19 protein-coding genes are annotated in these 19384 nt (G+C 48.8%); 18 read left to right on the top strand and 1 reads right to left on the bottom strand.

Annotated features, from left to right (window positions below; genetic code table 11):
- The 16 genes from Q0Y54_RS05515 to Q0Y54_RS05590 all read left to right on the top strand — a co-directional run.
- On the top strand, nucleotides 1-830 hold an 830-nt coding region (locus Q0Y54_RS05515; RefSeq protein WP_297965103.1), incomplete at its 5' end, for a hypothetical protein.
- A 221-nt stretch (nucleotides 831-1051) separates the two neighbouring features.
- Entirely contained in the window at nucleotides 1052-2689 is a 1638-nt protein-coding gene (locus Q0Y54_RS05520; protein ID WP_297965104.1) for a ShlB/FhaC/HecB family hemolysin secretion/activation protein, read from the top strand.
- Between the two features lie 271 nt (nucleotides 2690-2960).
- Complete coding sequence (hrcA, locus tag Q0Y54_RS05525; RefSeq protein WP_297965105.1) at nucleotides 2961-3986, top strand: heat-inducible transcriptional repressor HrcA; 1026 nt, start codon at nucleotides 2961-2963, stop codon at nucleotides 3984-3986.
- A gap of 26 nt (nucleotides 3987-4012) precedes the next feature.
- On the top strand, nucleotides 4013-4606 hold the full coding sequence (gene grpE / locus Q0Y54_RS05530; protein ID WP_297965106.1) for a nucleotide exchange factor GrpE: 594 nt from the start codon (nucleotides 4013-4015) through the stop codon (nucleotides 4604-4606).
- Between the two features lie 46 nt (nucleotides 4607-4652).
- Complete coding sequence (gene dnaK / locus Q0Y54_RS05535) at nucleotides 4653-6503, top strand: molecular chaperone DnaK (RefSeq protein ID WP_297965107.1); 1851 nt, start codon at nucleotides 4653-4655, stop codon at nucleotides 6501-6503.
- Between the two features lie 117 nt (nucleotides 6504-6620).
- Nucleotides 6621-7790, top strand: a complete 1170-nt coding sequence (gene dnaJ / locus Q0Y54_RS05540; RefSeq protein WP_297965108.1) for a molecular chaperone DnaJ — start codon at nucleotides 6621-6623, stop codon at nucleotides 7788-7790.
- Between the two features lie 73 nt (nucleotides 7791-7863).
- Nucleotides 7864-8799 carry a 50S ribosomal protein L11 methyltransferase gene (gene prmA, locus Q0Y54_RS05545; protein WP_297965109.1) on the top strand — a complete coding sequence of 312 codons (936 nt, stop codon included), beginning with the start codon at nucleotides 7864-7866 and terminating at the stop codon, nucleotides 8797-8799.
- A 2-nt stretch (nucleotides 8800-8801) separates the two neighbouring features.
- Nucleotides 8802-9551 carry a 16S rRNA (uracil(1498)-N(3))-methyltransferase gene (locus tag Q0Y54_RS05550; protein ID WP_297965110.1) on the top strand — a complete coding sequence of 250 codons (750 nt, stop codon included), beginning with the start codon at nucleotides 8802-8804 and terminating at the stop codon, nucleotides 9549-9551.
- A complete protein-coding gene (gene mtaB / locus Q0Y54_RS05555) occupies nucleotides 9551-10852 on the top strand; it encodes a tRNA (N(6)-L-threonylcarbamoyladenosine(37)-C(2))-methylthiotransferase MtaB (protein WP_297965111.1) in 1302 nt (433 codons plus the stop codon). Before Q0Y54_RS05550 ends, mtaB begins: the two co-directional genes overlap by 1 nt.
- A gap of 224 nt (nucleotides 10853-11076) precedes the next feature.
- The gene (locus Q0Y54_RS05560; protein WP_297965113.1) at nucleotides 11077-11424 is read left to right on the top strand and encodes a histidine triad nucleotide-binding protein; all 348 of its coding nucleotides are present in this window, start codon (nucleotides 11077-11079) and stop codon (nucleotides 11422-11424) included.
- A 122-nt stretch (nucleotides 11425-11546) separates the two neighbouring features.
- Nucleotides 11547-11729, top strand: coding sequence for a 30S ribosomal protein S21 (gene rpsU, locus Q0Y54_RS05565; protein ID WP_027397292.1), 183 nt, complete (start codon nucleotides 11547-11549; stop codon nucleotides 11727-11729).
- A gap of 294 nt (nucleotides 11730-12023) precedes the next feature.
- A complete protein-coding gene (locus Q0Y54_RS05570; protein ID WP_297965115.1) occupies nucleotides 12024-12734 on the top strand; it encodes a hypothetical protein in 711 nt (236 codons plus the stop codon).
- A 50-nt stretch (nucleotides 12735-12784) separates the two neighbouring features.
- Nucleotides 12785-13960, top strand: coding sequence for a hypothetical protein (locus Q0Y54_RS05575; protein ID WP_297965117.1), 1176 nt, complete (start codon nucleotides 12785-12787; stop codon nucleotides 13958-13960).
- Nucleotides 13961-14036: 76 nt separating this feature from the next.
- Nucleotides 14037-15194 (top strand): hypothetical protein, encoded by a 1158-nt coding sequence (locus Q0Y54_RS05580; protein ID WP_297965119.1) that lies wholly within the window; start codon nucleotides 14037-14039, stop codon nucleotides 15192-15194.
- Between the two features lie 38 nt (nucleotides 15195-15232).
- Complete coding sequence (locus Q0Y54_RS05585; protein WP_297965120.1) at nucleotides 15233-16120, top strand: hypothetical protein; 888 nt, start codon at nucleotides 15233-15235, stop codon at nucleotides 16118-16120.
- 84 nt (nucleotides 16121-16204) lie between these two features.
- A complete protein-coding gene (locus tag Q0Y54_RS05590) occupies nucleotides 16205-16981 on the top strand; it encodes an LPP20 family lipoprotein (protein ID WP_297965122.1) in 777 nt (258 codons plus the stop codon).
- A 79-nt stretch (nucleotides 16982-17060) separates the two neighbouring features.
- On the opposite strand, the gene Q0Y54_RS05595 is transcribed toward Q0Y54_RS05590, so the two are convergent.
- Nucleotides 17061-17621: a BsuPI-related putative proteinase inhibitor gene (locus tag Q0Y54_RS05595; RefSeq protein WP_297965124.1), complete on the bottom strand. Its 561-nt coding sequence runs from the start codon at nucleotides 17619-17621 to the stop codon at nucleotides 17061-17063.
- A 208-nt stretch (nucleotides 17622-17829) separates the two neighbouring features.
- Here Q0Y54_RS05595 and Q0Y54_RS05600 point away from each other — a divergent pair, with 208 nt between their 5' ends.
- Nucleotides 17830-18630 carry an HD domain-containing protein gene (locus tag Q0Y54_RS05600; protein ID WP_297965126.1) on the top strand — a complete coding sequence of 267 codons (801 nt, stop codon included), beginning with the start codon at nucleotides 17830-17832 and terminating at the stop codon, nucleotides 18628-18630.
- A 136-nt stretch (nucleotides 18631-18766) separates the two neighbouring features.
- A partial coding sequence (locus Q0Y54_RS05605) for a glutamate--tRNA ligase family protein (protein WP_297965129.1) occupies nucleotides 18767-19384 on the top strand: 618 nt, incomplete at its 3' end.

The following is a 19384-nucleotide window of genomic DNA, read 5'->3' on the forward strand; positions in this document are numbered from 1 at the left end:
GCGGTGAAGGTACCGGTGGCGGTGAAGGCACTGGCGGTGGCGAAGGCACCGGCGGCAATGAAGGCACCGGCGGCAATGAAGGCACCGGCGGCAATGAAGGCACCGGCGGCAACGAAGGCACCGGCGGCAATGAAGGCACCGGTGGCAACACTGATAATTCTGGCAACAAGAGCGTTCGTCAGACTGCTACCACCACTATGGGGGATATTCTTCGGTGGGCTGGCTACGGTGGCTCCGGTTCAGGTACTTCCAATGGTTCAGGTGACTCATCTGGTACAGGTGGTTCCAACGGCTCTGGCGGTTCCGCAATTTCTGATAATACACCGGGTATGAATATTACCATGAAGGATTTGACCGAGGCCTCCAATTCTGTGGCTCCGAATGTTCAGACAATAGATGCACCAGTGCTGGCTACTGCAGTTCAGGATAATCCATCGGGTATGTCTGATGCATCAGGGATGTCAGCGGGTGCGGCTAACGGTATGGGCAATAATGCCGGTGGTAATGGTATCGGCAATGGGGCGTCTAACGGTAATGATGGTGCCAATGGTATCGGCAGTGGCACGTCTAACGGTAATGGTGGCGCCAATGGTATCGGCAATGGCGCGTCTAATGGTAATGGTGGTGCCAATGGTGGCAACGATGGTATGTCGGGTAATGCTGGCAACGGTGGCGAGCGGAAGAGCAAGGATGGCACGGTAAATGGCCGCAAGGATATGGTGCTTGACTTCTTGGGTGATGGTCTGCTGACCATGAGCAGCAATGGCGTTACCACACCAGAGGCTATGACCTCCACGGATGTGGCTAAGCAGGCTGCTGTAGTTGATTAAATATTTATAAATGAAGTTTGTTTTGAAGGAATTTTACAATTTTTAGCGGATTAGTAAAATTAGTAAAAGGGGACTTATTCAGGGGAACTTTATATCTCACTGAATTTAGCCAAATAAAACCAGCACTTATGGGTGCTTGGCTCCCATCTTAGAGGAAGGAGCCCTGGCACCCATTAGTGTGGGGTAAAATATATAAAAACATAGGGGAAGTGAAACAAATAATGAATAGGAAATGCTTAGTAAATGGAGTGGTATTGGCGTGTACCATTGGAATAATTCCGGTGACCGCATTGGCTGCTCCTGCTATTCCATTGCCGGGGGATAGTATTACCAATAATGAGGTAATGCCGGCTGAGGGCTTTGAGAACACTTTACCACAAAGTGAGGGTGTGGATGAAGGTTTGCGCTTTACCTTGACTGGTATCACGGTAGAACATGAGGGTATGGAGCTGGCTGATGAGGAATTGGACAACCAGCTTGATTACTATGTTAGTCAGGAGATTGGGGCAGCAGAGCTGGATGAGGCTGTTGCCACTGTCACGAATTATGCCCGTACACATGGTTATCCGGCGGCTACGGCCTATATCCCCGCGCAGACTGCCATTGACCGTCACCTGATTATTAGAATTGAACCAGGACGTTATGGTGAGGTCCGGGTGGAAAATAACAGCAAGCTCGACACCAATATTGCCAAGGGCTTTTTGGGCGGCTTAAAACAGGACCAGGTCATCAAAATTCACAGTTTGGAAAACGCTCTTTATAATCTTCGCGATATTCCAGGTATTAAAGTGGCTGGTATTCTCAGTCCAGGTGAGAAACAGGGTACCAGTGACCTTACGGTGCGCGTTGCTGACCGCAAACAGTATTCCTTTATTTTGTATAGCGAAAATTACGGCAGCAAGTCTGCAGGACGCTATCGTTATGGTTTCCAGGGAGATTATTATGATACCTTTGGCAATGGTGGTAAATTCACCGTTGGCTTGCTTATTTCAAATCAAAAACAGCACAATTACAATTTGAGCTATGAAATGCCGGTGGGGCACAGTGCTACCAGAATAGGCATTGGCTTTTCCCATGCAGATTACGAGTTAGGTAATGTATTCCGTGCTCTTGGGGCAGAGGGTAAGGCTGATACCTGGAGCCTGTATGGGCGTACCCCATTGTGGAATACATCCACCAGCAGTATGTCCTTTGTTTATGGGTATAACTTCCGTAAAATCACAGATGAGCTGAGTAAATACAACATGACGTGGGATAAGCACAGCCATAGTGTAAATCTGGGCTTTGATGGCTTTGTACGGGGCAATGGCAGCAGCCTGACCTATAATGTGGGTATGACTACTGGTACAATGGTTCCTGACTCGGATTCAGCTCGGGCCATTGGCGAAGAAGGCGGCACCACGGGACGGTTTACCAAGGGAACCTTTGATATGACGGGAATATATGCCTTTAACCCTGGGCTGGATGTTATGCTGAAGCTGTCTGGGCAAAAGGCTGCCAATAATTTGGACAGCAGTGAGCATCTGTATTTGGGTGGTGCACGGGGCGTCCGGGCGTATCCACAGGGCGAAGCCTCCGGTGATGAAGGTATCTTGGGGACCATTGAGCTGCGGTATCATACCAAGCTGAAGGGGTTGACTCTCAGTACCTATTTTGATGCAGGTCATGTAAATATCGGCCGTGCCGGCGGTGAAGGCAATATGACCCTGAAGGGTTGGGGCATTGGCGTAACCTACGTAAGACCAAATGACTGGTTCCTCAGGTTCGATTATGCAAGACGAATTGGCGGCGACAAGCTGATGAGTGCCGATGCTCAGAGCCGTCAGCGTATGTGGTTTATTTTAGGTAAAATATTCTGATTGAATGACTGTTTATATATTATCAACGGTTAATACAATACTTTAAAGGAAAGGGCTGTTGCACTGCTACTGGTGTGACAGCCTTTTGTTATATAGCGTATATTATTGATGTGGTACCTTTGCTGCATTAATTCACGTTTATGTGAATCATTTTAAAATAAAATGTAAATATTTTTTTATTGACTTATTGACTTTTTGTAATTATGTGTTATAGTTTGTATAGAAGTTAGCACTCAGCAACATGGAGTGCTAACAACAGGAGAGATGAATTATGATTGATGAGAGAAAGCAGCATATTTTGCAGGCAGTCATTCAGGATTATATATCATCGGCGGAGCCGGTGGGGTCAAGGACCCTGGCCCGCAAGTATGATTTGGGCGTAAGTCCTGCCACTATCCGCAATGAAATGGCTGATCTGGAAATGCTGGGCTATCTTGAACATATCCACACTTCATCAGGCCGCATTCCCTCCTCCAAGGGCTATCGCCTGTATGTGGATTCTCTTCTGCCAGTCAAGCCCATGACTGAGGCTGAGAAGGCGATTATAGACAAGTGGTACAAAACCAAGGTACAGCGCATAGATCAGGTATTTCAGGAAACGGCCAGGCTGATTTCCAAGATGACCAAGAATGTGTCCCTGGTGTTGGCTCCCCAGATTTCCAAAGCCGCATTTAAATGTATGCAGTTCCTGCCCCTGGATGACCATCGGGTGATTGCGGTGCTGATGACTGATGCGGGCTTTGTGGAAAACCGTATTATGGAAATGCCTGATGGGGCCTGCTTCGAGGACTTCCAGCGGATGGCCCAGGTGGCCAATGGTCATTTAAATGGCCATACCTTGGAGACAATCCACACCAGGAGCCTAAAGCAGATTGAGGCGGCCATTGGGGACAAGGGCCTGTATCATTCAGCCCTGGAGCTTATTGGCAAGGCCCTGGAGTCCGACCGCAAGGAAAGATTATACCTGGGCGGTACCACAGAGCTTATGACCCAGCCGGAATTCCATGATGTGGACAAGGTGAAGGAAATTCTCCTTATGCTGGAGGAGGACCAGCTGATGAAGGATATTATCCGTTCCCATCTGGGGGATGGACTTACGGTATCCATTGGTCAGGAAAATGAATACAGCGGTATTAAGGATTGCAGTATAATAACTGCCACCTATCATTTGGATGGTGAGCTCCTGGGCTCCCTGGCCGTTCTGGGACCAACCCGTATGGAATACGGCCGGACCATGTCACTGCTGAATTATATGAATCAAAATCTCAATGAGGTCGTTAAAAGGCTGAATTGGTAGAAATCTTAAAGAGGTGAATATATAGAATGCCTTTCGATAAAGACAAGCTTAAGAAAAAGGATGAAGAAAAATTAGAGGAAATGCAGAGGGAGATTGATGAACATGAGGAATCTGCTGAAGAGCTTGCCGATGATGAGCCAGCCGCTGAAGCTGTAGAGGAGGCTCCGGAGGAAAAGGATGAGCTGGCGGAATTAAAGGAAAAGCTGGCCGAGGATGAAGAGAGATACAAACGGCTTCAGGCTGATTTTGAAAACTTCCGCCGTCGTACCCGCCAGGAAAAGGAGGAGCTTTCCGCCCTGGTGGTTCAGAACTTTATTACTGAGCTGCTGCCTATGGTGGATAACTTCGAGCGGGCCCTGGCTGCCGAGGCTACGGATGCCGCCGCCTTCCAGCAGGGGGTTGATATGATTTTCAATCAGCTGATGGAGGTATTGAAAAATCGTGGCCTGGAGGTTATCGATACCAAGGAAGCCAAGTTTGATCCAAATTATCATCAGGCAGTTATGCGGGTGGAAAATCCGGAGCTGGAGGATGATACCATTGCCATGGAGCTGCAAAAGGGCTACATGGTGAAGGGCAAGGTAATTCGCCCGTCCATGGTTCAGGTTGTATCTAATTGATGTATATAGATGATTTTGTTTGTTACTGTTAAGGAGGAAATATAAAATGTCTAAGATTATTGGTATTGACTTAGGAACAACTAACTCTGTTGTATCCGTTATGGAAGGCGGCGAGCCTACAGTTATCACTAACCCGGAGGGCAGCCGTATCACCCCATCTGTTGTGGGCTTTTCCAAGACCGGTGAGCGTCTGGTAGGTCAGCTGGCCAAGCGTCAGGCCGTATCCAACCCGGACCGTACCATCTCTTCCATTAAGCGTCACATGGGTGAAAAGAACTACACTGTTACCATTGATGATAAGAGCTATACTCCACCGGAGATTTCCGCTATGGTGCTGCAGAAGCTGAAGGCTGATGCCGAGGCTTATCTGGGCGAAACCGTTTCCCAGGCTGTTATTACCGTTCCGGCCTACTTCAACGACAGCCAGCGTCAGGCTACCAAGGATGCCGGTCAGATTGCCGGCCTGGAGGTTCTCCGTATTATCAACGAGCCTACGGCTGCTGCACTGGCCTATGGTATTGACAAGGAGGATGCCCACACTGTATTGGTATTTGACCTGGGTGGTGGTACCTTCGATGTATCTATCCTGGATATTGATGGCGGTATGTTTGAGGTTCGGGCTACCAATGGTGATACCCATCTGGGCGGCGATGACTTTGACCAGGCGGTTATGAACTGGATTGTTGATGAATTCAAGAAGGAAAACGGCATTGATTTGTCCGCCGATAAGATGAGTGCCCAGCGGGTTATTGAGGCTGCTGAGAAGGCCAAGATTGAGCTGTCCAGCATGATGTCCACCAACATCAACCTGCCATTTATCACTGCTGACGCTTCCGGCCCTAAGCATCTTGATTTAACCCTGACCCGGGCTAAGTTTGATGAGCTTACTGCCGATTTGGTTGAGCGTACCATGGTTCCTACCCGTAAGGCCATGGAGGATGCCGGCCTCACCGGCAACGATATTGATAAGATTTTGTTGGTTGGTGGTTCTTCCCGTATTCCGGCTGTTCAGGAGGCTATCAGAAAGTATTTGGGCAAGGAGCCACATCGTGGCATTAACCCTGATGAGTGCGTATCTGTTGGTGCTGCTATCCAGGGCGGCGTTCTCTCCGGCGATTATGACGAGAAGGGCGTAGTTCTTTTGGATGTAACTCCACTTTCCCTGGGTATTGAGACTTTGGGCGGCGTTTGCACCAAGATTATTGAGCGTAACACCACCATTCCTACCTCCAAGAGCCAGGTATTCTCCACCGCAGCTGATAACCAGCCGGCCGTTGAGATACATGTACTCCAGGGTGAGCGTGAAATGGCAGCCGGCAACAAGACTCTGGGTCGTTTCAATCTTACTGATATCCCACCAGCTCCTCGTGGAATCCCACAGATTGAGGTTAAGTTCGATATCGACTCCAATGGTATCGTACACGTATCGGCCAAGGATCTGGGTACCGGCAAGTCCCAGAATATCACCATTCAGTCCGACAGCGGCATGAGCAAGGAGGATATTGACCGCATGGTTAAGGAAGCTGAGGCCCATGCAGCCGAGGACAAGAAGCAGAAGGAAAACATTGAGATCCGCAACAATGCTGACTCCATGGTTTACCAGGCCGAGAAGGTTATCAAGGAAATGGGCGACAAGGCTGATGCTGCTCAGATTGAAAAGGTTAAGGCCGGCGTAGAGAAGGTTAAGGAAGCTTTGAAGGGTACTGACAACGAGGCTATCAAGAAGGCCACTGAGGAGCTCCAGCAGCCACTGTATGAAATCAGTGCAGCAGCTTATCAGGCTGCCCAGCAGGCTCAGCAGGCCCAGGGTGGTCAGGCCGGTGCCGGTGCTCAGCAGGCACCAAAGGATGATAATGTAGTAGATGCAGACTTCACTGAGGTTAAGGAAGATAAGTAATCCCGATTTTATTGAAGGCATAGATGCAGCTATTGCATAATGCATAAAAGTATTGTAGTATATATGGGCTGCTGCCTTATGGCGGCAGCCCATACTTGATAGGATAAGGTGGATTATATGAGCGAAAAGCGGGATTATTATGAAGTCCTGGGGCTCCAGAAGGGAGCTTCCGAGGCGGAAATAAAAAAAGCATATCGCAAGATGGCAATAAAATATCATCCTGACCGTAACCGGGACAATAAGGAAGAGGCCGAAGCCAAGATGAAGGAAATCAACGAGGCCTATGATGTCCTTAAGGATCCGCAAAAGAAGGCCCAGTATGATCAGTTTGGTCATGCGGCCTTTGAAGGTCCCGGGGGCGGCGGCCCAGGTGGCTTTGGCGGCGGCTTCGGCGGCTTTGGCGGTGGCGATTTCGGTGATATATTTGAAACCTTCTTTGGGGGTGGCGGCGGCTTCGGCGGCTTTGGCGGCCGGTCCCGTCGCCCTGGGCCGGAGCAGGGAGCCGATCTCCGTTACGATTTGGAGATTACCTTTGAGGAAGCGGCCTTTGGCAAGGAAGTGGAGCTTAACATTCCCCGTACTGAGAATTGCGAGAAATGTCATGGTACAGGAGCGGCTGAGGGAACCTCCCCTGAGGATTGTCCCCAGTGCCATGGTACAGGTCAGGTTCAGACCGTGCGCAATACCCCATTGGGCCGGATGATGAGCACCTCCACCTGCGGACGGTGCAGCGGTACGGGCAAAATCGTGAAAAATCCTTGTAAGGTGTGCGGCGGCAAGGGCCAGAAGAAGGTTCAGCGGAAGATTAAGGTCAATATTCCTGCCGGTATTGATGAGGGCCAGCGCATCAGAGTGGCCGGCGGCGGTCAGGCCGGCAAGCGGGGCGGTGCCAACGGCGATTTGTATGTTTATATTTATATCAAGCGTCATGAGCTGTTTAGCCGGGACGGAGCCGATGTAATGTGCGAGGTGCCTATTTCCTTCGTTCAGGCGGCCTTGGGTGACACCATTGAGGTACCGACCATCCATGGCAAGGTGGAAATGAAGGTGGCTGCCGGCACCCAGTCCGGTACCGTTATGCGCCTGCGGGGCAAGGGAATTCCTATATTGCGGCATTCCGGTGCCTTTGGTGATCAGCATGTCCGGATTAAGGTTCTGACCCCACAGAAGCTGTCGGACAAGCAAAAGGAATTGCTGAGGGAATTTGGTGAAATAAGCGGCAAAAAAGTAAATCCTGAGCAGGAAGGCTTTTTTAACAAAATGAAGAAGCTGTTTAAGAATGATTGATGCAGTTACCCTGGGCGCAGTGTTGCGTCTGGGGTATTCGTCATGTATAGGATAGTTTTGAGGAGCGAAGGCAATGAAATGGTGTGAAGTCAGCATTCAAACAACCCATGAGGCGACAGAGTTAATTGCAGAGATTTTTGGGGATTTGGGGGCCACCGGGGTGGTCATTGAGGATCCGGAGCTGGTAAATGATTATATTACCTCCGGAAAATGGGATTATACGGATATTCCTATTGCCACCGAAACGGAGGTGGTTACGGAAAAGGCTTATCTGGCTGTGGATGGAGAGCTGGAGGGAAAGCTGCAGACCTTCAGGCAGGAGGTCAAGGCCCTTGAAAGCCGTGGCGTCAGCATTGCCCCGGCCATTATAACCACCAGTGAGCTGGCGGACGAGGACTGGTCAGATACCTGGAAGCAGTATTTCCATACGGAAAAGCCGGGGGAGCGCATTGTTATCAAGCCTAGCTGGGAGCAATATGAGCCCAAGGAGGAGGAAATCGTTGTGGAGCTGGACCCGGGGGCTGCCTTTGGCACCGGTACCCATGCCACCACCTCCATGTGTATTTGTGAGCTGGAAAAGCTGGTACGGCCGGGCATGAAGGTATTTGACGTGGGTACCGGCTCCGGTATTTTATCCATAATAGCCGCCAAGCTGGGGGCCAGGGATATTCAGGCCGTTGATTATGATGAGTCTGTATTGAAGATTGTCCGGGAAAACCTGGAGGAAAATCAGGTGGAAGGTATTGTTTCCGTGGCCCAGAGTGATCTGATGCAGAATATTCACGGGAAGGCGGATTTGGTTATTGCCAATATTGTGGCGGATATTATTATCCGACTATTTGATCAGCTGGATGAGCATCTTGAGGAGGATGGTACTCTCCTTACCAGCGGTATTATTGAGGACCGTATTGACGATGTAATAAATGCTGCTGCGGCCCATGGCTATGGCATGGTTAAGCGCATGGAAAACAAGGGATGGGCGTGCATAACCTTTAAGAAGCAGGCTTAATAATGAGAAGAATCTTTATATCTGATTTATTAAAAGAAAATATAACCATAACCGGCCCTGATGCCCATCATCTTTCCCGGGTGATGCGTTCCAAAGAGGGAGACCATATTGTGGTGGCTGATGATGAAGGCAGGGTTGGTGAATATGTTATGACTGGCTTTACAGAGGATAGGGTGGAGCTGGAATTGGTGGCCTATATTGAGGAAAAAACGGAGTCTGATGTGGAAATTACCCTAGCCCAGTGTCTGCCCAAGGGGGACAAGCTGGAGCTTATTACACAAAAGGCCACGGAGCTGGGCATAAATTACATCGTTCCCCTGACCAGTGATAATTGTGTGGTGCGCTATGATGCCAAAAAGGCCAAGGCCAAGCAGGAAAAATGGCAAAAAATTGCCAACGAGGCTGGCAAGCAATGTGGACGAAGCTGCCTGCCGGAGGTTCAGGAAATTCAGCCCATCAGGAAATGGCTGGCTGAAGTGGCCTCCCACAGGGATGAAGCGGCTATTTGTATGTGCTACGAAAATGAGGAGCAGACTGGCATAAAGACTTTTTTGCGCAGCTGTGGCCAAAGGCGGTTTATGGTGGTCATTGGCCCCGAGGGAGGCTTTTCCCTGGAGGAGGCGGAGTATGCCAAAAGGCTGGGGATACCCTCCGTAAGCCTGGGGAACAGAATTCTGCGGGCGGAAACGGCGGCGATTTCCGCCATGACCATCATTCAATATGAAAAAGGTGACTTAGGAGGTAGGATTTAATGGCAACGGTGGCGTTTATTACGCTGGGCTGCAAGGTAAATCAGTTTGAAACTGAAACCATGGAGGGACTGTTCAAGCAGGCGGGCTATGATATTGTACCCCATACCAATCCAGCGGATGTATATGTTATAAATACCTGCTCGGTTACCAGCTTTGGTGATAAAAAATCCCGTCAGCTTATTCGCCGGGTACAACGCCTTAATCCCCAGGCCATTATTGCGGTTACAGGCTGTTATTCCCAGGCAGCTCCCCATGAGGTAAAGGCCATTGAAGGGGTTCGGGTGGTGCTGGGCACCAGGGACCGGGCCAATATTGTTAATTACGTTGAGCAGGCCATGGCCCAGGAGGAGATTATTGACCGGGTGGATGATATTATGCAGGCCAGGGAATTTGAGGATATTCCTCTGTATGAAATGCCGGCCCGGACCAGGGCCTTCCTGAAAATTCAGGAGGGGTGCACCAATTTTTGCAGCTATTGCATTATTCCCTATACAAGAGGTCCCCTTCGTTCCCGTAGGCTGGAAAGCATCCGCAGTGAAGCCCAAAAGCTGTTGGACCACGGTTTTAAGGAAATCGTGTTGACTGGTATTCATCTTGGGGCCTACGGCAAGGATTTTCGGGACGGAACCTCCCTGTATGATGCGGCCAGGGCTGTTCTGGATTTGCCCGGGCTTCGACGCCTGCGCTTGGGCTCCCTGGAATCCATTGAGCTTTCCCCTGAGCTTTTGGAGCTTATCAGGAGCCACCCCAAATTCAGCCATCATTTGCATCTGCCATTACAGGCAGGCTCTGATGAGGTACTGAAAAAAATGAACCGTCACTATAATCGGCAGGAGTTTACAGGGTTGATAGAAAACGTAAAGCAGAGGGTTCCCGGGGTGGCTATCTCCACCGATGTTATTGTGGGATTTCCAGGGGAAACAGAGGAAATGTTTGCGGAAGGTCTTGACTACATTCGGACTCTTGGCTTTGCCAGAATTCATGTATTCCCTTATTCTCCCCGAACCGGTACTCCTGCCGCTAAGATGTCGGATCAAGTGCCGGAGCCAGTGAAAAAGGATAGGGTACACAGACTTCAGGCCATGGCCCAGCAGATGGCCGAGGATTTCCATAGCCACTATTTGGGTACAGTTCAGGAGGTTCTCTTTGAAACCAATAATGAGGGGATTACAGATGGGCTTACGGATACTTATATCCGGGTTTATACCGATGATGAGGTTGAGACTGGGAAAATATATAAGGTGCGCCTTGAAAAATTGTATAAGGATGGTGTATATGGTAAGCTTAGTGGACACATATGAGGTGTCCACACGCCCTTACACGCACACTAAGCTTACATTGCGCCTTTGGCTTGTGTTCGCTAAGTGTTTATAGTAAGCTTAGTGGACACATATGAGGTGTCCACACGCTCTTACACGCACACTAAGCTTACATTGCGCCTTCGGCTTGTGTTCGCTAAGTGTTTATAGTAAAATATATAAATGTGAGCAGTAATTAAGCATAATGTAAAGGGAGGTGTACCAAAATGGCAGATTGTATTTTTTGTAAAATTGCAAAAAAGGAAATTCCTTCCACTGTTGTATATGAGGATGACCAGGTCGTAGCATTTAAGGATTTGGAGCCTCAGGCACCAGTACATGTGCTTGTTATTCCTAAAAAGCATATTGCTAGCGTTGCCGCCCTGCAGGCTGAGGACAAGGAACTGGCCGGGCATATTTTATGCCAGGTTATTCCGGCTATTGCCCGGGAGCAGGGGATTGCCGACAGTGGCTTCAGGGTTGTGGTCAATACCGGGGCCGAAGGCGGCCAGACCGTCAACCACTTGCATTTCCACCTGTTAGGCGGACGTTCCATGCAGTGGCCTCCAGGTTGATGTATACCTATGGACTGGGGTTTGTTCCCGTCTAATATTGACATTGTTGCAATTTTTGTATATAATGATCGGGTGTAGTTATGAAATACACTCCCAAGTCAACTGGAGGGGGGGAAAAATAGATGGCAAACGAGATTAAGGTTGGTAAAAACGAGAGCATTGACAGCGCACTCCGCCGCTTTAAGCGCATGAGCCAGAAAGCTGGTACCATCGCTGAGGTTAGAAAGCGTGAGCATTATGAGAAGCCAAGTGTTCGCCGTAAGAAAAAGTCTGAGGCTGCCCGTAAGCGCAAGTTCAGAGCTTAATAATGAGCTTAATATTTAAAAATTAAGGACTATAGTCTGTGCACCATGGGTGGATGGATTATAGTCTTTATTTATTTTCGGCGGCTCTGAACAGAGCAAAAACTCCTTTGGGTAGGGAGAGGTGCTCCTGGGGAGGAAAATATTAAAACAGAATTTATTTAATCTTAAAACTAAATTATAAAACAGGAGCCCTTATTAAACTTACGTTAAATAAGGGCTCTACCTATTGCAGAGTTATTTTTATCGTGTTATTCTTTGAATAAGAGATATGAAAAAGAAAAAAGGGTGATGGATATGAAAGGGAAATTAGCAGTTGCGATTGCCCTGACCTTGGGATTAAATTTTGGTGCAGGGCAGCTGGTACAAAATGAGTTTACCACCAGTATTGGCTTGACCAACCGGGCAGAGGCCTTCAATATATTCAGCCTCTTCGCTCCTTCTAAGCGGGAAATTCAGAACTCCTACCGGAAGATGATATCCTACTACATGGCCGGCTTTGAGCTTAGCAGTCAGGCAGCGGCTATCTCCAATGAGCTGCTGAACGATTACGGCGTGGAGGCGGAGCTGGTAAACGTGAACGGTATCAATGCATCCACGGCGGGCTATGATTCATCGGTGGATATGGTTATGGAGAAGGGCAATTCCGGCAAGACCGTAAGAATGCCGGAAATTGATGCTGAACGGTTCTTCAATATGGTGCCGGCGGAGGATGCCCGGCTGGCAGAGGCCAAGCGGCTGGTTATGCTAAAGGATGAATATTTTTCCCGTGGACGGGATGAGGGTACCTTCCTGGCGGCCCAGGCCCTGCTGTGTGGCGGGGATCAGATGAAAAACGTTGCCATTCTGATCGGCAGTGCCATGCTGCTGAATGAATGGAAGGAAAATGTGGACAGCACCACCGGAGTAAACTATCAGCATTTTGAGGATTCCCTGCGGGCCATGAACAAGGTGGATGTGGATAAGCAGAAAATAAAAGAGGCGGCGGACCGCCTGAGAAAAGGATAAGTAAGCTTTATTGAAAAAGCAGCTAAGGATAATCAGCTGGAGGGATGCTTGTGAGGTGGGTATTGGGACTGAGCTTAATCGTAATCGGTTTGTTGGTGCTGCCTGTCGGTAAAGCCGCTGGGGCCAAGCCGGAGGTTTACCTTCAGCCGGTGCTTACCTTCGAATCGCCCCTCAATAACATCCATCTGGATGAGGATACCCGCCAGCAGGTGGACAGTCTTATCCGGAACAAGCTTAAGGGAATGGCTGTGGCGGACGAGCTGCCCTACGAAATCCCCAATATTAACTGGGGCGGATATCATAGCAGCAATGAGCACATAACGGCCAGTGATGAAATATTTCTTTACCCGGCAATTATGGTAAGCACCTCCATTGATACCGCCAACAACAATTCTCTGGAAACGGCCTACACCTCCACGGTAATTGCAGGCATATCCTTATTGTTCTGTATGCCGGAGGAAAATCTGGATATGAGCCGGATGACGGAGGAGGGCAATACGGTAAGCTTAAGGTTGTTGGGGATCGTGCCCATGGTGGAGGCCGAGACAATAGGTCTTTCCCAGTATAACCGGCAAACTGACCGGTGGGAGAATCTTCATAATACCCCTATAAGTAACGGGGAAAAGCAGGGAAAATTTATATCCCTGGTGCACAGGATGCTGAAAAATGATATCAGCTTCTCCAGCATAAAAAACAATTTGCGGGATGATGAAGCCAAGCTGGGCATTGATACCTATCAGGTAACGGATGTGGCTATGTCATCGGAAAGGGCACGGGAAATGTTTATGGGCCAGGCTGCAGAGGATTTACAATTTTTGGTAGGCTACTTTTTCACCTCAGCCTATCAGAAAAAAACAAAGCGGGTGGTGTATCCGCCGGCAGTTGGCGGCCAGCAGCTGGCCGATGATATGATTGATGGAGCCTATAGACTGAGTCTGGACAGTGCCAATGGCCGGGTGGATGTGACCATGAGCCATCCGGGGCACCCAATCAGATTGGATATATCAGGATTGGCCAGTCAGATGGTTAACTCAGGGAATAATGTTTATACTAATCTCCACAAGGTGTGGTTGGCCAAGAGCCCCGTGGAGGGCGATGAGCAGCGGGAGCTGAGCCGGGTAAGTGAACGGACAGTAAAGCTTCTGCCGGGCACCAGTGCCGATTGGCATGATAATCAGATTTATACGGCGTTGCTGCTGGGACTGGCCCAGGAGCTGGCCAGTTAGGATAAGTAAAGTAGATTTAAGTTGAGTATATTTCGTTTACCAGAAATAGTTTAGCAGGAAATGGGATGATGGGAATATGATTAGTTTGCAGAAAAAATGGATTGTTCCTATATTGATGGTTGGCCTTTTCTTGCTAGGTGGCCTTGCAGTTAACCAGCAAAGCTGTTCAGCGGAAATCGTCGAAGGGGTGGCACTGTATAACGGTGATGTGCAGAAGGCCCGGGAGCTGGCTCTGCGGGATGCTATGCGAACCATGCTGGAATCCAAGGTGGGACTTTACGTGCACAGCAGCAGTGAGGTGGACATGGGGGTACTGGTAACAGATCGGATTGTGGCCCGCTCCACCGGCTATGTACAGATAAGAGAGGTGTTATCAGAGGGCGTTGAGGGCGATGTGTATGTGGTACGGGTTGACCTGGATGCCAATGATACAAATATAGAGACCAAGTACAGAGATGATGTGGCCAAGGCAATGGCCGCCGCCCTGGAGCCCAGGGCAGCCAATGTAGCTGTAGTGGATTACGGTATAGATGGACGTATCCGCCGGGATGAACGGGCGGTGAACATCGTGGGACAGTATTTGAATGAAATGGGAATTCAGCTGGTGGAGCATGAGGGCGTAGCCCAGCTGCTGACCTATAGCCCTACCCCGTATCCGGCAGAGCTGCGCCGGTTGGCCCGCAGCGATGGAGACAATGAAGCCAATTCCGTATTGGCCGGTACCATGCGGGAGGTGGATGTCACCAGAGATAAGAGCGGATATTACAAAGGGGTGGTGGAGGCCAGCTTCTCCCTGGTGGGAATTCAAAATGGCTATGCCAATACCTACATGGAGCAGTTCGTAGGCTTGGGCAGGACCGCCGAGGAAGCCCTGTTTGCCGCCAAGCGGGAGGCTGCAGCCAAGGCAACTGAGCATTTGGCCCGGGCGGCACTGAAGACCATGCAGTTTGAAAATCGGGGCGGTGACTACAATCTTAATACCACGGTGGAAATTCACGGCCTATGGGATAGGGCCAATCAAAGCTCCATGATAAATAACCTGCTGGAGGGAGCCAAATGCCGGATTACCAGAGCCGGCTTTGCCCCAAATGGTGCCTATAAGATGAAGCTTATCGCCACCGGGTGGGAAAATTTATATGAGCTTTCCCAGGAAATTATACGGGGAGCCGGGTTAAATGGAATAAGGCTGGCTCCCTTGGAAAGTACCACGAAGATTATTCTTCAGGTTCAATGACAATAATGTATGCTGGTGTAGGTAGGAGGTGACAAGCCATGGCTGAATATTATCTGCGAAGGAAGTTGGTAGTACCGTGTTTGTTGATGATGTTCTGTATCCTCTGTGTAATGCTCACTGGAGGTATGGCAGCAGCCTCACCGGTGGATGTGGTAAAAATCAGTGGAACAGCCCCGGCCGGCCAGGGACAGCAGGCTTTGGAGCATGCCAAGAAACGGGCGGTATTCAAGGTGTTTTCCCATGATACAAGGGCAGAAAAGGATTCGGCCAGTATTTTTGCCAAAATGATGGACCGATACAATGATTATGTAATGGACAGTCAGGTGCTGAGTGAGAACACCAGCAACGCCGGTCTGCTGGTAATCGCCCAGGTCACTGTAAATCATGCCAAGCTGCTCCAGGATTTTCAGCAATATGTCGAGCATAAGCAGCTAACCAATGATGCCATGACCGCCAGTATTCTGATGCGGGCCGTAAATACCTCTGATAATCTGGGATATGCCGACAGCCTTCACGAAGCCTTTAATCACCGATTTAGTAATTCGGGATTTCAGACGGAGCTTGAAGATAACGATATAGGTATTGTGAGATCTCTGTCGGCCCAGGGAGACTATGATGGATACATGGATACCGTCAAGGGAATGATTGATAATAACACTATTATGGCCAACTTTGCCATAGTAGGTGAAGCCAGTATTGATAGTCTGGAGGCCAATACAGCCGGTACCGGCTATGTGGCCAAATCCTCCGTAAGAATTCAGGCCTATGATTGTATGAAAAAAACGGTGCTGGGCAGGTTCTCAGAGGATTATGAAATCGTGGCCAATACGGCCCAGGCAGCTGAGCGGCTGGCCATAGCCAAGGCAGGGCTGGATGCGGCAGAGGCAATGGCCAACAATACGCTGGATTATTGGCGGAAGGTATAAGGTATTTAACCCTTACCAACCAGGTAAAGCGGTATAAAATATTAAAAGAAAAAATATTAGGAAAGTAAAATGGGAGGAATTATTATGAAAAAGGTATTTGCATTAATCGTTGCCATGGCAATGATGCTGATGGGGTGTACCGCCTTTGCGGCAACTGACATCACTGATGGGGTAATCAAGGTAGAGGGCGTTGGGGCCCTGCAAAATCCAAATGCCGCTGCCGGATACAGGGCAGCCAAGATGGATGCCATGCGCAATGCTTTGGAGGAGGCTCAGGGTGTATATATTGACTCGGAGACTACGGTACGGGACAGCGTTATGGCCAGCGATGTAATCAAGACCCGGATTAACGGTATGATAAAGGGGGCCAAGGTGGTTCAGAAGTACAAGGATGCTGATGGCTATCATGTGGTAATTGAGCTGCCGGTTTATGGTGCCAAGTCCCTGGCCGCTGCTGTATTACCAGCCACCTCTACTCCACCAGCTCCACTGCCGGCTGCCACCACCTTTGCACCGGAGATTCCGGTAAGCACCGGTCCATATACCGGCCTTATCGTTGATTGCACCGGCCTTGGTTTGGAAACGGCTATGGCACCAGGCGTGTTCACTCCGGCTCACAAGCTGGTATATGGCCAGGCCAACTTCAGCTATGACCAGGTAGTAAATAAGGGCTATGTGGGTTATGCCAGAAGCATTTACACCGGTGTATCCCGGGCCGGCTCCAATCCACTTATCGTAAGAGCACTGTCAGTTCAGGGCTTCGTAAATCCAGTGGTATCTGATGCGGATGCGGCTAAAATTTTAAGCGAGAACCAGATTACCGGCTTCCTGGGCCAGGGCAACGTGGTATTTGTAAAATAAAGGAATATATTCTGCAACAAAGGAAAATGGAGGCTCTCGCGTGAGCCTCCATTTTTCTTACTCTGTGATTGGCAGCAGGTCAATTACCAAGGATTATACCGCCATGAATAAAAATAGGTGTTCCGTTGGCAGCAGTCCAGGTGGGAACCTTTGTTGACAGCTTATAAGGGGTATCTAACATGTAGGCAGTAACGAGGATGGCACTGTCCTTGATTTTGTGAAAGATTTTGCTGTTCAGTTCTACCTTATAAACTGCAAAGCTATGGGCGTCAATGGAAGAAGAGGTAAGTGCCTGGGTGAAGACCATGTTATTGGACCACTGCCAGAGTTTTTCCCCGTTTTTATCAGTAATAACAAAATCATAAAGCTGTCCGTCCCGATGGCTCACACTGTAAGGCAAATCACCACTGTTGGTAACCTTGAGCTCCATAAAAAGTGTTCCGTTACGTTTTTCAACGGTAAGCTCCTGAATAATATTATCAAATTGGATGGCGGCGTAGTTACAATTAGTGTTTGGGACACTGGATCCGGAGCCGGACACAGGGAAGGTGATACCGATTCCTGTACCAAAGCCAGCATTAGCTATGTTAGGGACACAAATGGTAATTGCCACTACAAGGGTCAATAAAAATTTATACATAATGCATCACCTCGTGGAATATATTTTTAAAATATTGTACAAAATTTTACGGTTTTAGTGAAGGAGGTTGCAGATAAAAAATGTGATGAAATATGATGTGATGTGAGATTTCAAAATACTTTAGATTATGATATAATTCTGTAAGAAACCTATTGAAGGGGCTGTGGATGCAGCTCCTTTGTTTTTGTATTTTTTGGCGGTGATATAGATGAAGGATATTGTTAAAAGAGCCCATGTTTGGATGGACAAATACGTTAAAACCTTCTATGAAGATGATGAGGAGGTTATGCTGGGCATAAAAACCAAGGAGCTGCATACCGGGTATGTAACCTCCTATGCCAGGGAGCTGGCCCGGCATTTGCAGTTAAGTGAACATGACGTACTGCTGGCCGAGCTGGTGGGGCTGTTCCATGATGTGGGGCGGTTCCGTCAGTGGAAGCTGTACCGCACCTTCTCCGATGCATTATCGGAGGATCATGCTGACCTTGGTTTAAAGGTTATTCAGGAGCTGACCTTCTTTCAGGAATTGTCTGAGGAGGACCGGGATATTCTTCTCTTTGCCATTGGCAACCACAATAAAAAGGATATAGCCCCGGCTCCCACCGGAAGGCATTTGCTATTTGCCAGAATTATCCGGGATGCGGACAAGCTGGATATTTTCCGGGTGCTGGAGCCTTATCTTACGGGAAAGAAAATCCAGACCTTTTCCAAGATTCCCTTTGAGGATGAGCAAATGCTTTTTGCTCCAGGCTTTATAGATAAATTCGTCCGGGGAGAGCAGGTGGACTACAATGAAATCCGCACCAACAATGACCGCATTCTTGTGCGCCTTATGTGGGCCTATGATATAAATTTCGCCTGGACCATGATTAGAATTCGGGACAAGGGCTATCTCCCACGGGTTATGGAGCATTTGCCCCAGCTTGATAAGGTCAAGGAGGGCTATGCCAAGCTAAACCGATATGTGGAGGAAAAATGTAATTCCTCGGATTTGGATATGCTGGACTAAGGAGCCTTCCTTAAATTCATGGGAATAAAAAACTCCTATTGAACAGTCTCATTTTATGATATACTTAAAGTTACTGATGGCTAAAGGGCCATCCCAGCCCGTTTACGGGTTAAAAGACAGAAGGAGCGATTGATTTATGGCTGAGAACACTTCGGTTGGTTCCAACTTTATACAGAATGAAATAAATGACGATTTGAAGAATGGGTACTATCCTGAGGGAGTACATACCCGCTTTCCGCCGGAGCCAAATGGCTATCTTCACATTGGTCATGCCAAGTCCATTTGCCTGAACTTTGGCCTGGCCAAAAATAACGGCGGTATTTGTAATCTGCGGTTTGACGACACCAATCCTGTAAAGGAGGATGTGGAATATGTTGATTCCATTCAGGAGGATATTAAATGGCTGGGCTTCAGCTGGGATGATAGAATGTTTTTTGCTTCTGATTATTTCGGCAAGCTTTACGATTATGCTGTGGAGCTGATCAAGAAGGGGCTGGCTTATGTTGATGACCTTACTGCTGAGGAAATCCGTTCCTATCGCGGAACCCTCACTGAGCCAGGCAAGGAAAGTCCTTACCGCAATCGCAGTGTGGAGGAAAATCTGGAGCTTTTCCAGAAAATGAAGGCCGGCGAGTTCGGTGATGGTGAGAAGGTACTTCGTGCCAAGATTGATATGGCATCACCTAATATTGTAATGCGTGATCCGGTTATTTATCGTATCCGCCATGCATCGCACCACAGGACAGGTGACAAG

The sequence above is a fragment of the uncultured Anaerovibrio sp. genome (genome assembly GCF_947302755.1).
Taxonomy (GTDB): Bacteria; Bacillota; Negativicutes; order Selenomonadales; family Selenomonadaceae; genus Anaerovibrio.

Coding starts and splice junctions, on each gene's coding strand:
- Q0Y54_RS05520 (WP_297965104.1), top strand. CDS start 1,052: ATGAATAGGAAATGCTTAGTAAATGGAGTGGTATTGGCGTGTACCATT.
- hrcA (WP_297965105.1), top strand. CDS start 2,961: ATGATTGATGAGAGAAAGCAGCATATTTTGCAGGCAGTCATTCAGGAT.
- grpE (WP_297965106.1), top strand. CDS start 4,013: ATGCCTTTCGATAAAGACAAGCTTAAGAAAAAGGATGAAGAAAAATTA.
- dnaK (WP_297965107.1), top strand. CDS start 4,653: ATGTCTAAGATTATTGGTATTGACTTAGGAACAACTAACTCTGTTGTA.
- dnaJ (WP_297965108.1), top strand. CDS start 6,621: ATGAGCGAAAAGCGGGATTATTATGAAGTCCTGGGGCTCCAGAAGGGA.
- prmA (WP_297965109.1), top strand. CDS start 7,864: ATGAAATGGTGTGAAGTCAGCATTCAAACAACCCATGAGGCGACAGAG.
- Q0Y54_RS05550 (WP_297965110.1), top strand. CDS start 8,802: ATGAGAAGAATCTTTATATCTGATTTATTAAAAGAAAATATAACCATA.
- mtaB (WP_297965111.1), top strand. CDS start 9,551: ATGGCAACGGTGGCGTTTATTACGCTGGGCTGCAAGGTAAATCAGTTT.
- Q0Y54_RS05560 (WP_297965113.1), top strand. CDS start 11,077: ATGGCAGATTGTATTTTTTGTAAAATTGCAAAAAAGGAAATTCCTTCC.
- rpsU (WP_027397292.1), top strand. CDS start 11,547: ATGGCAAACGAGATTAAGGTTGGTAAAAACGAGAGCATTGACAGCGCA.
- Q0Y54_RS05570 (WP_297965115.1), top strand. CDS start 12,024: ATGAAAGGGAAATTAGCAGTTGCGATTGCCCTGACCTTGGGATTAAAT.
- Q0Y54_RS05580 (WP_297965119.1), top strand. CDS start 14,037: ATGATTAGTTTGCAGAAAAAATGGATTGTTCCTATATTGATGGTTGGC.
- Q0Y54_RS05585 (WP_297965120.1), top strand. CDS start 15,233: ATGGCTGAATATTATCTGCGAAGGAAGTTGGTAGTACCGTGTTTGTTG.
- Q0Y54_RS05590 (WP_297965122.1), top strand. CDS start 16,205: ATGAAAAAGGTATTTGCATTAATCGTTGCCATGGCAATGATGCTGATG.
- Q0Y54_RS05595 (WP_297965124.1), bottom strand. CDS start 17,621: ATGTATAAATTTTTATTGACCCTTGTAGTGGCAATTACCATTTGTGTC.
- Q0Y54_RS05600 (WP_297965126.1), top strand. CDS start 17,830: ATGAAGGATATTGTTAAAAGAGCCCATGTTTGGATGGACAAATACGTT.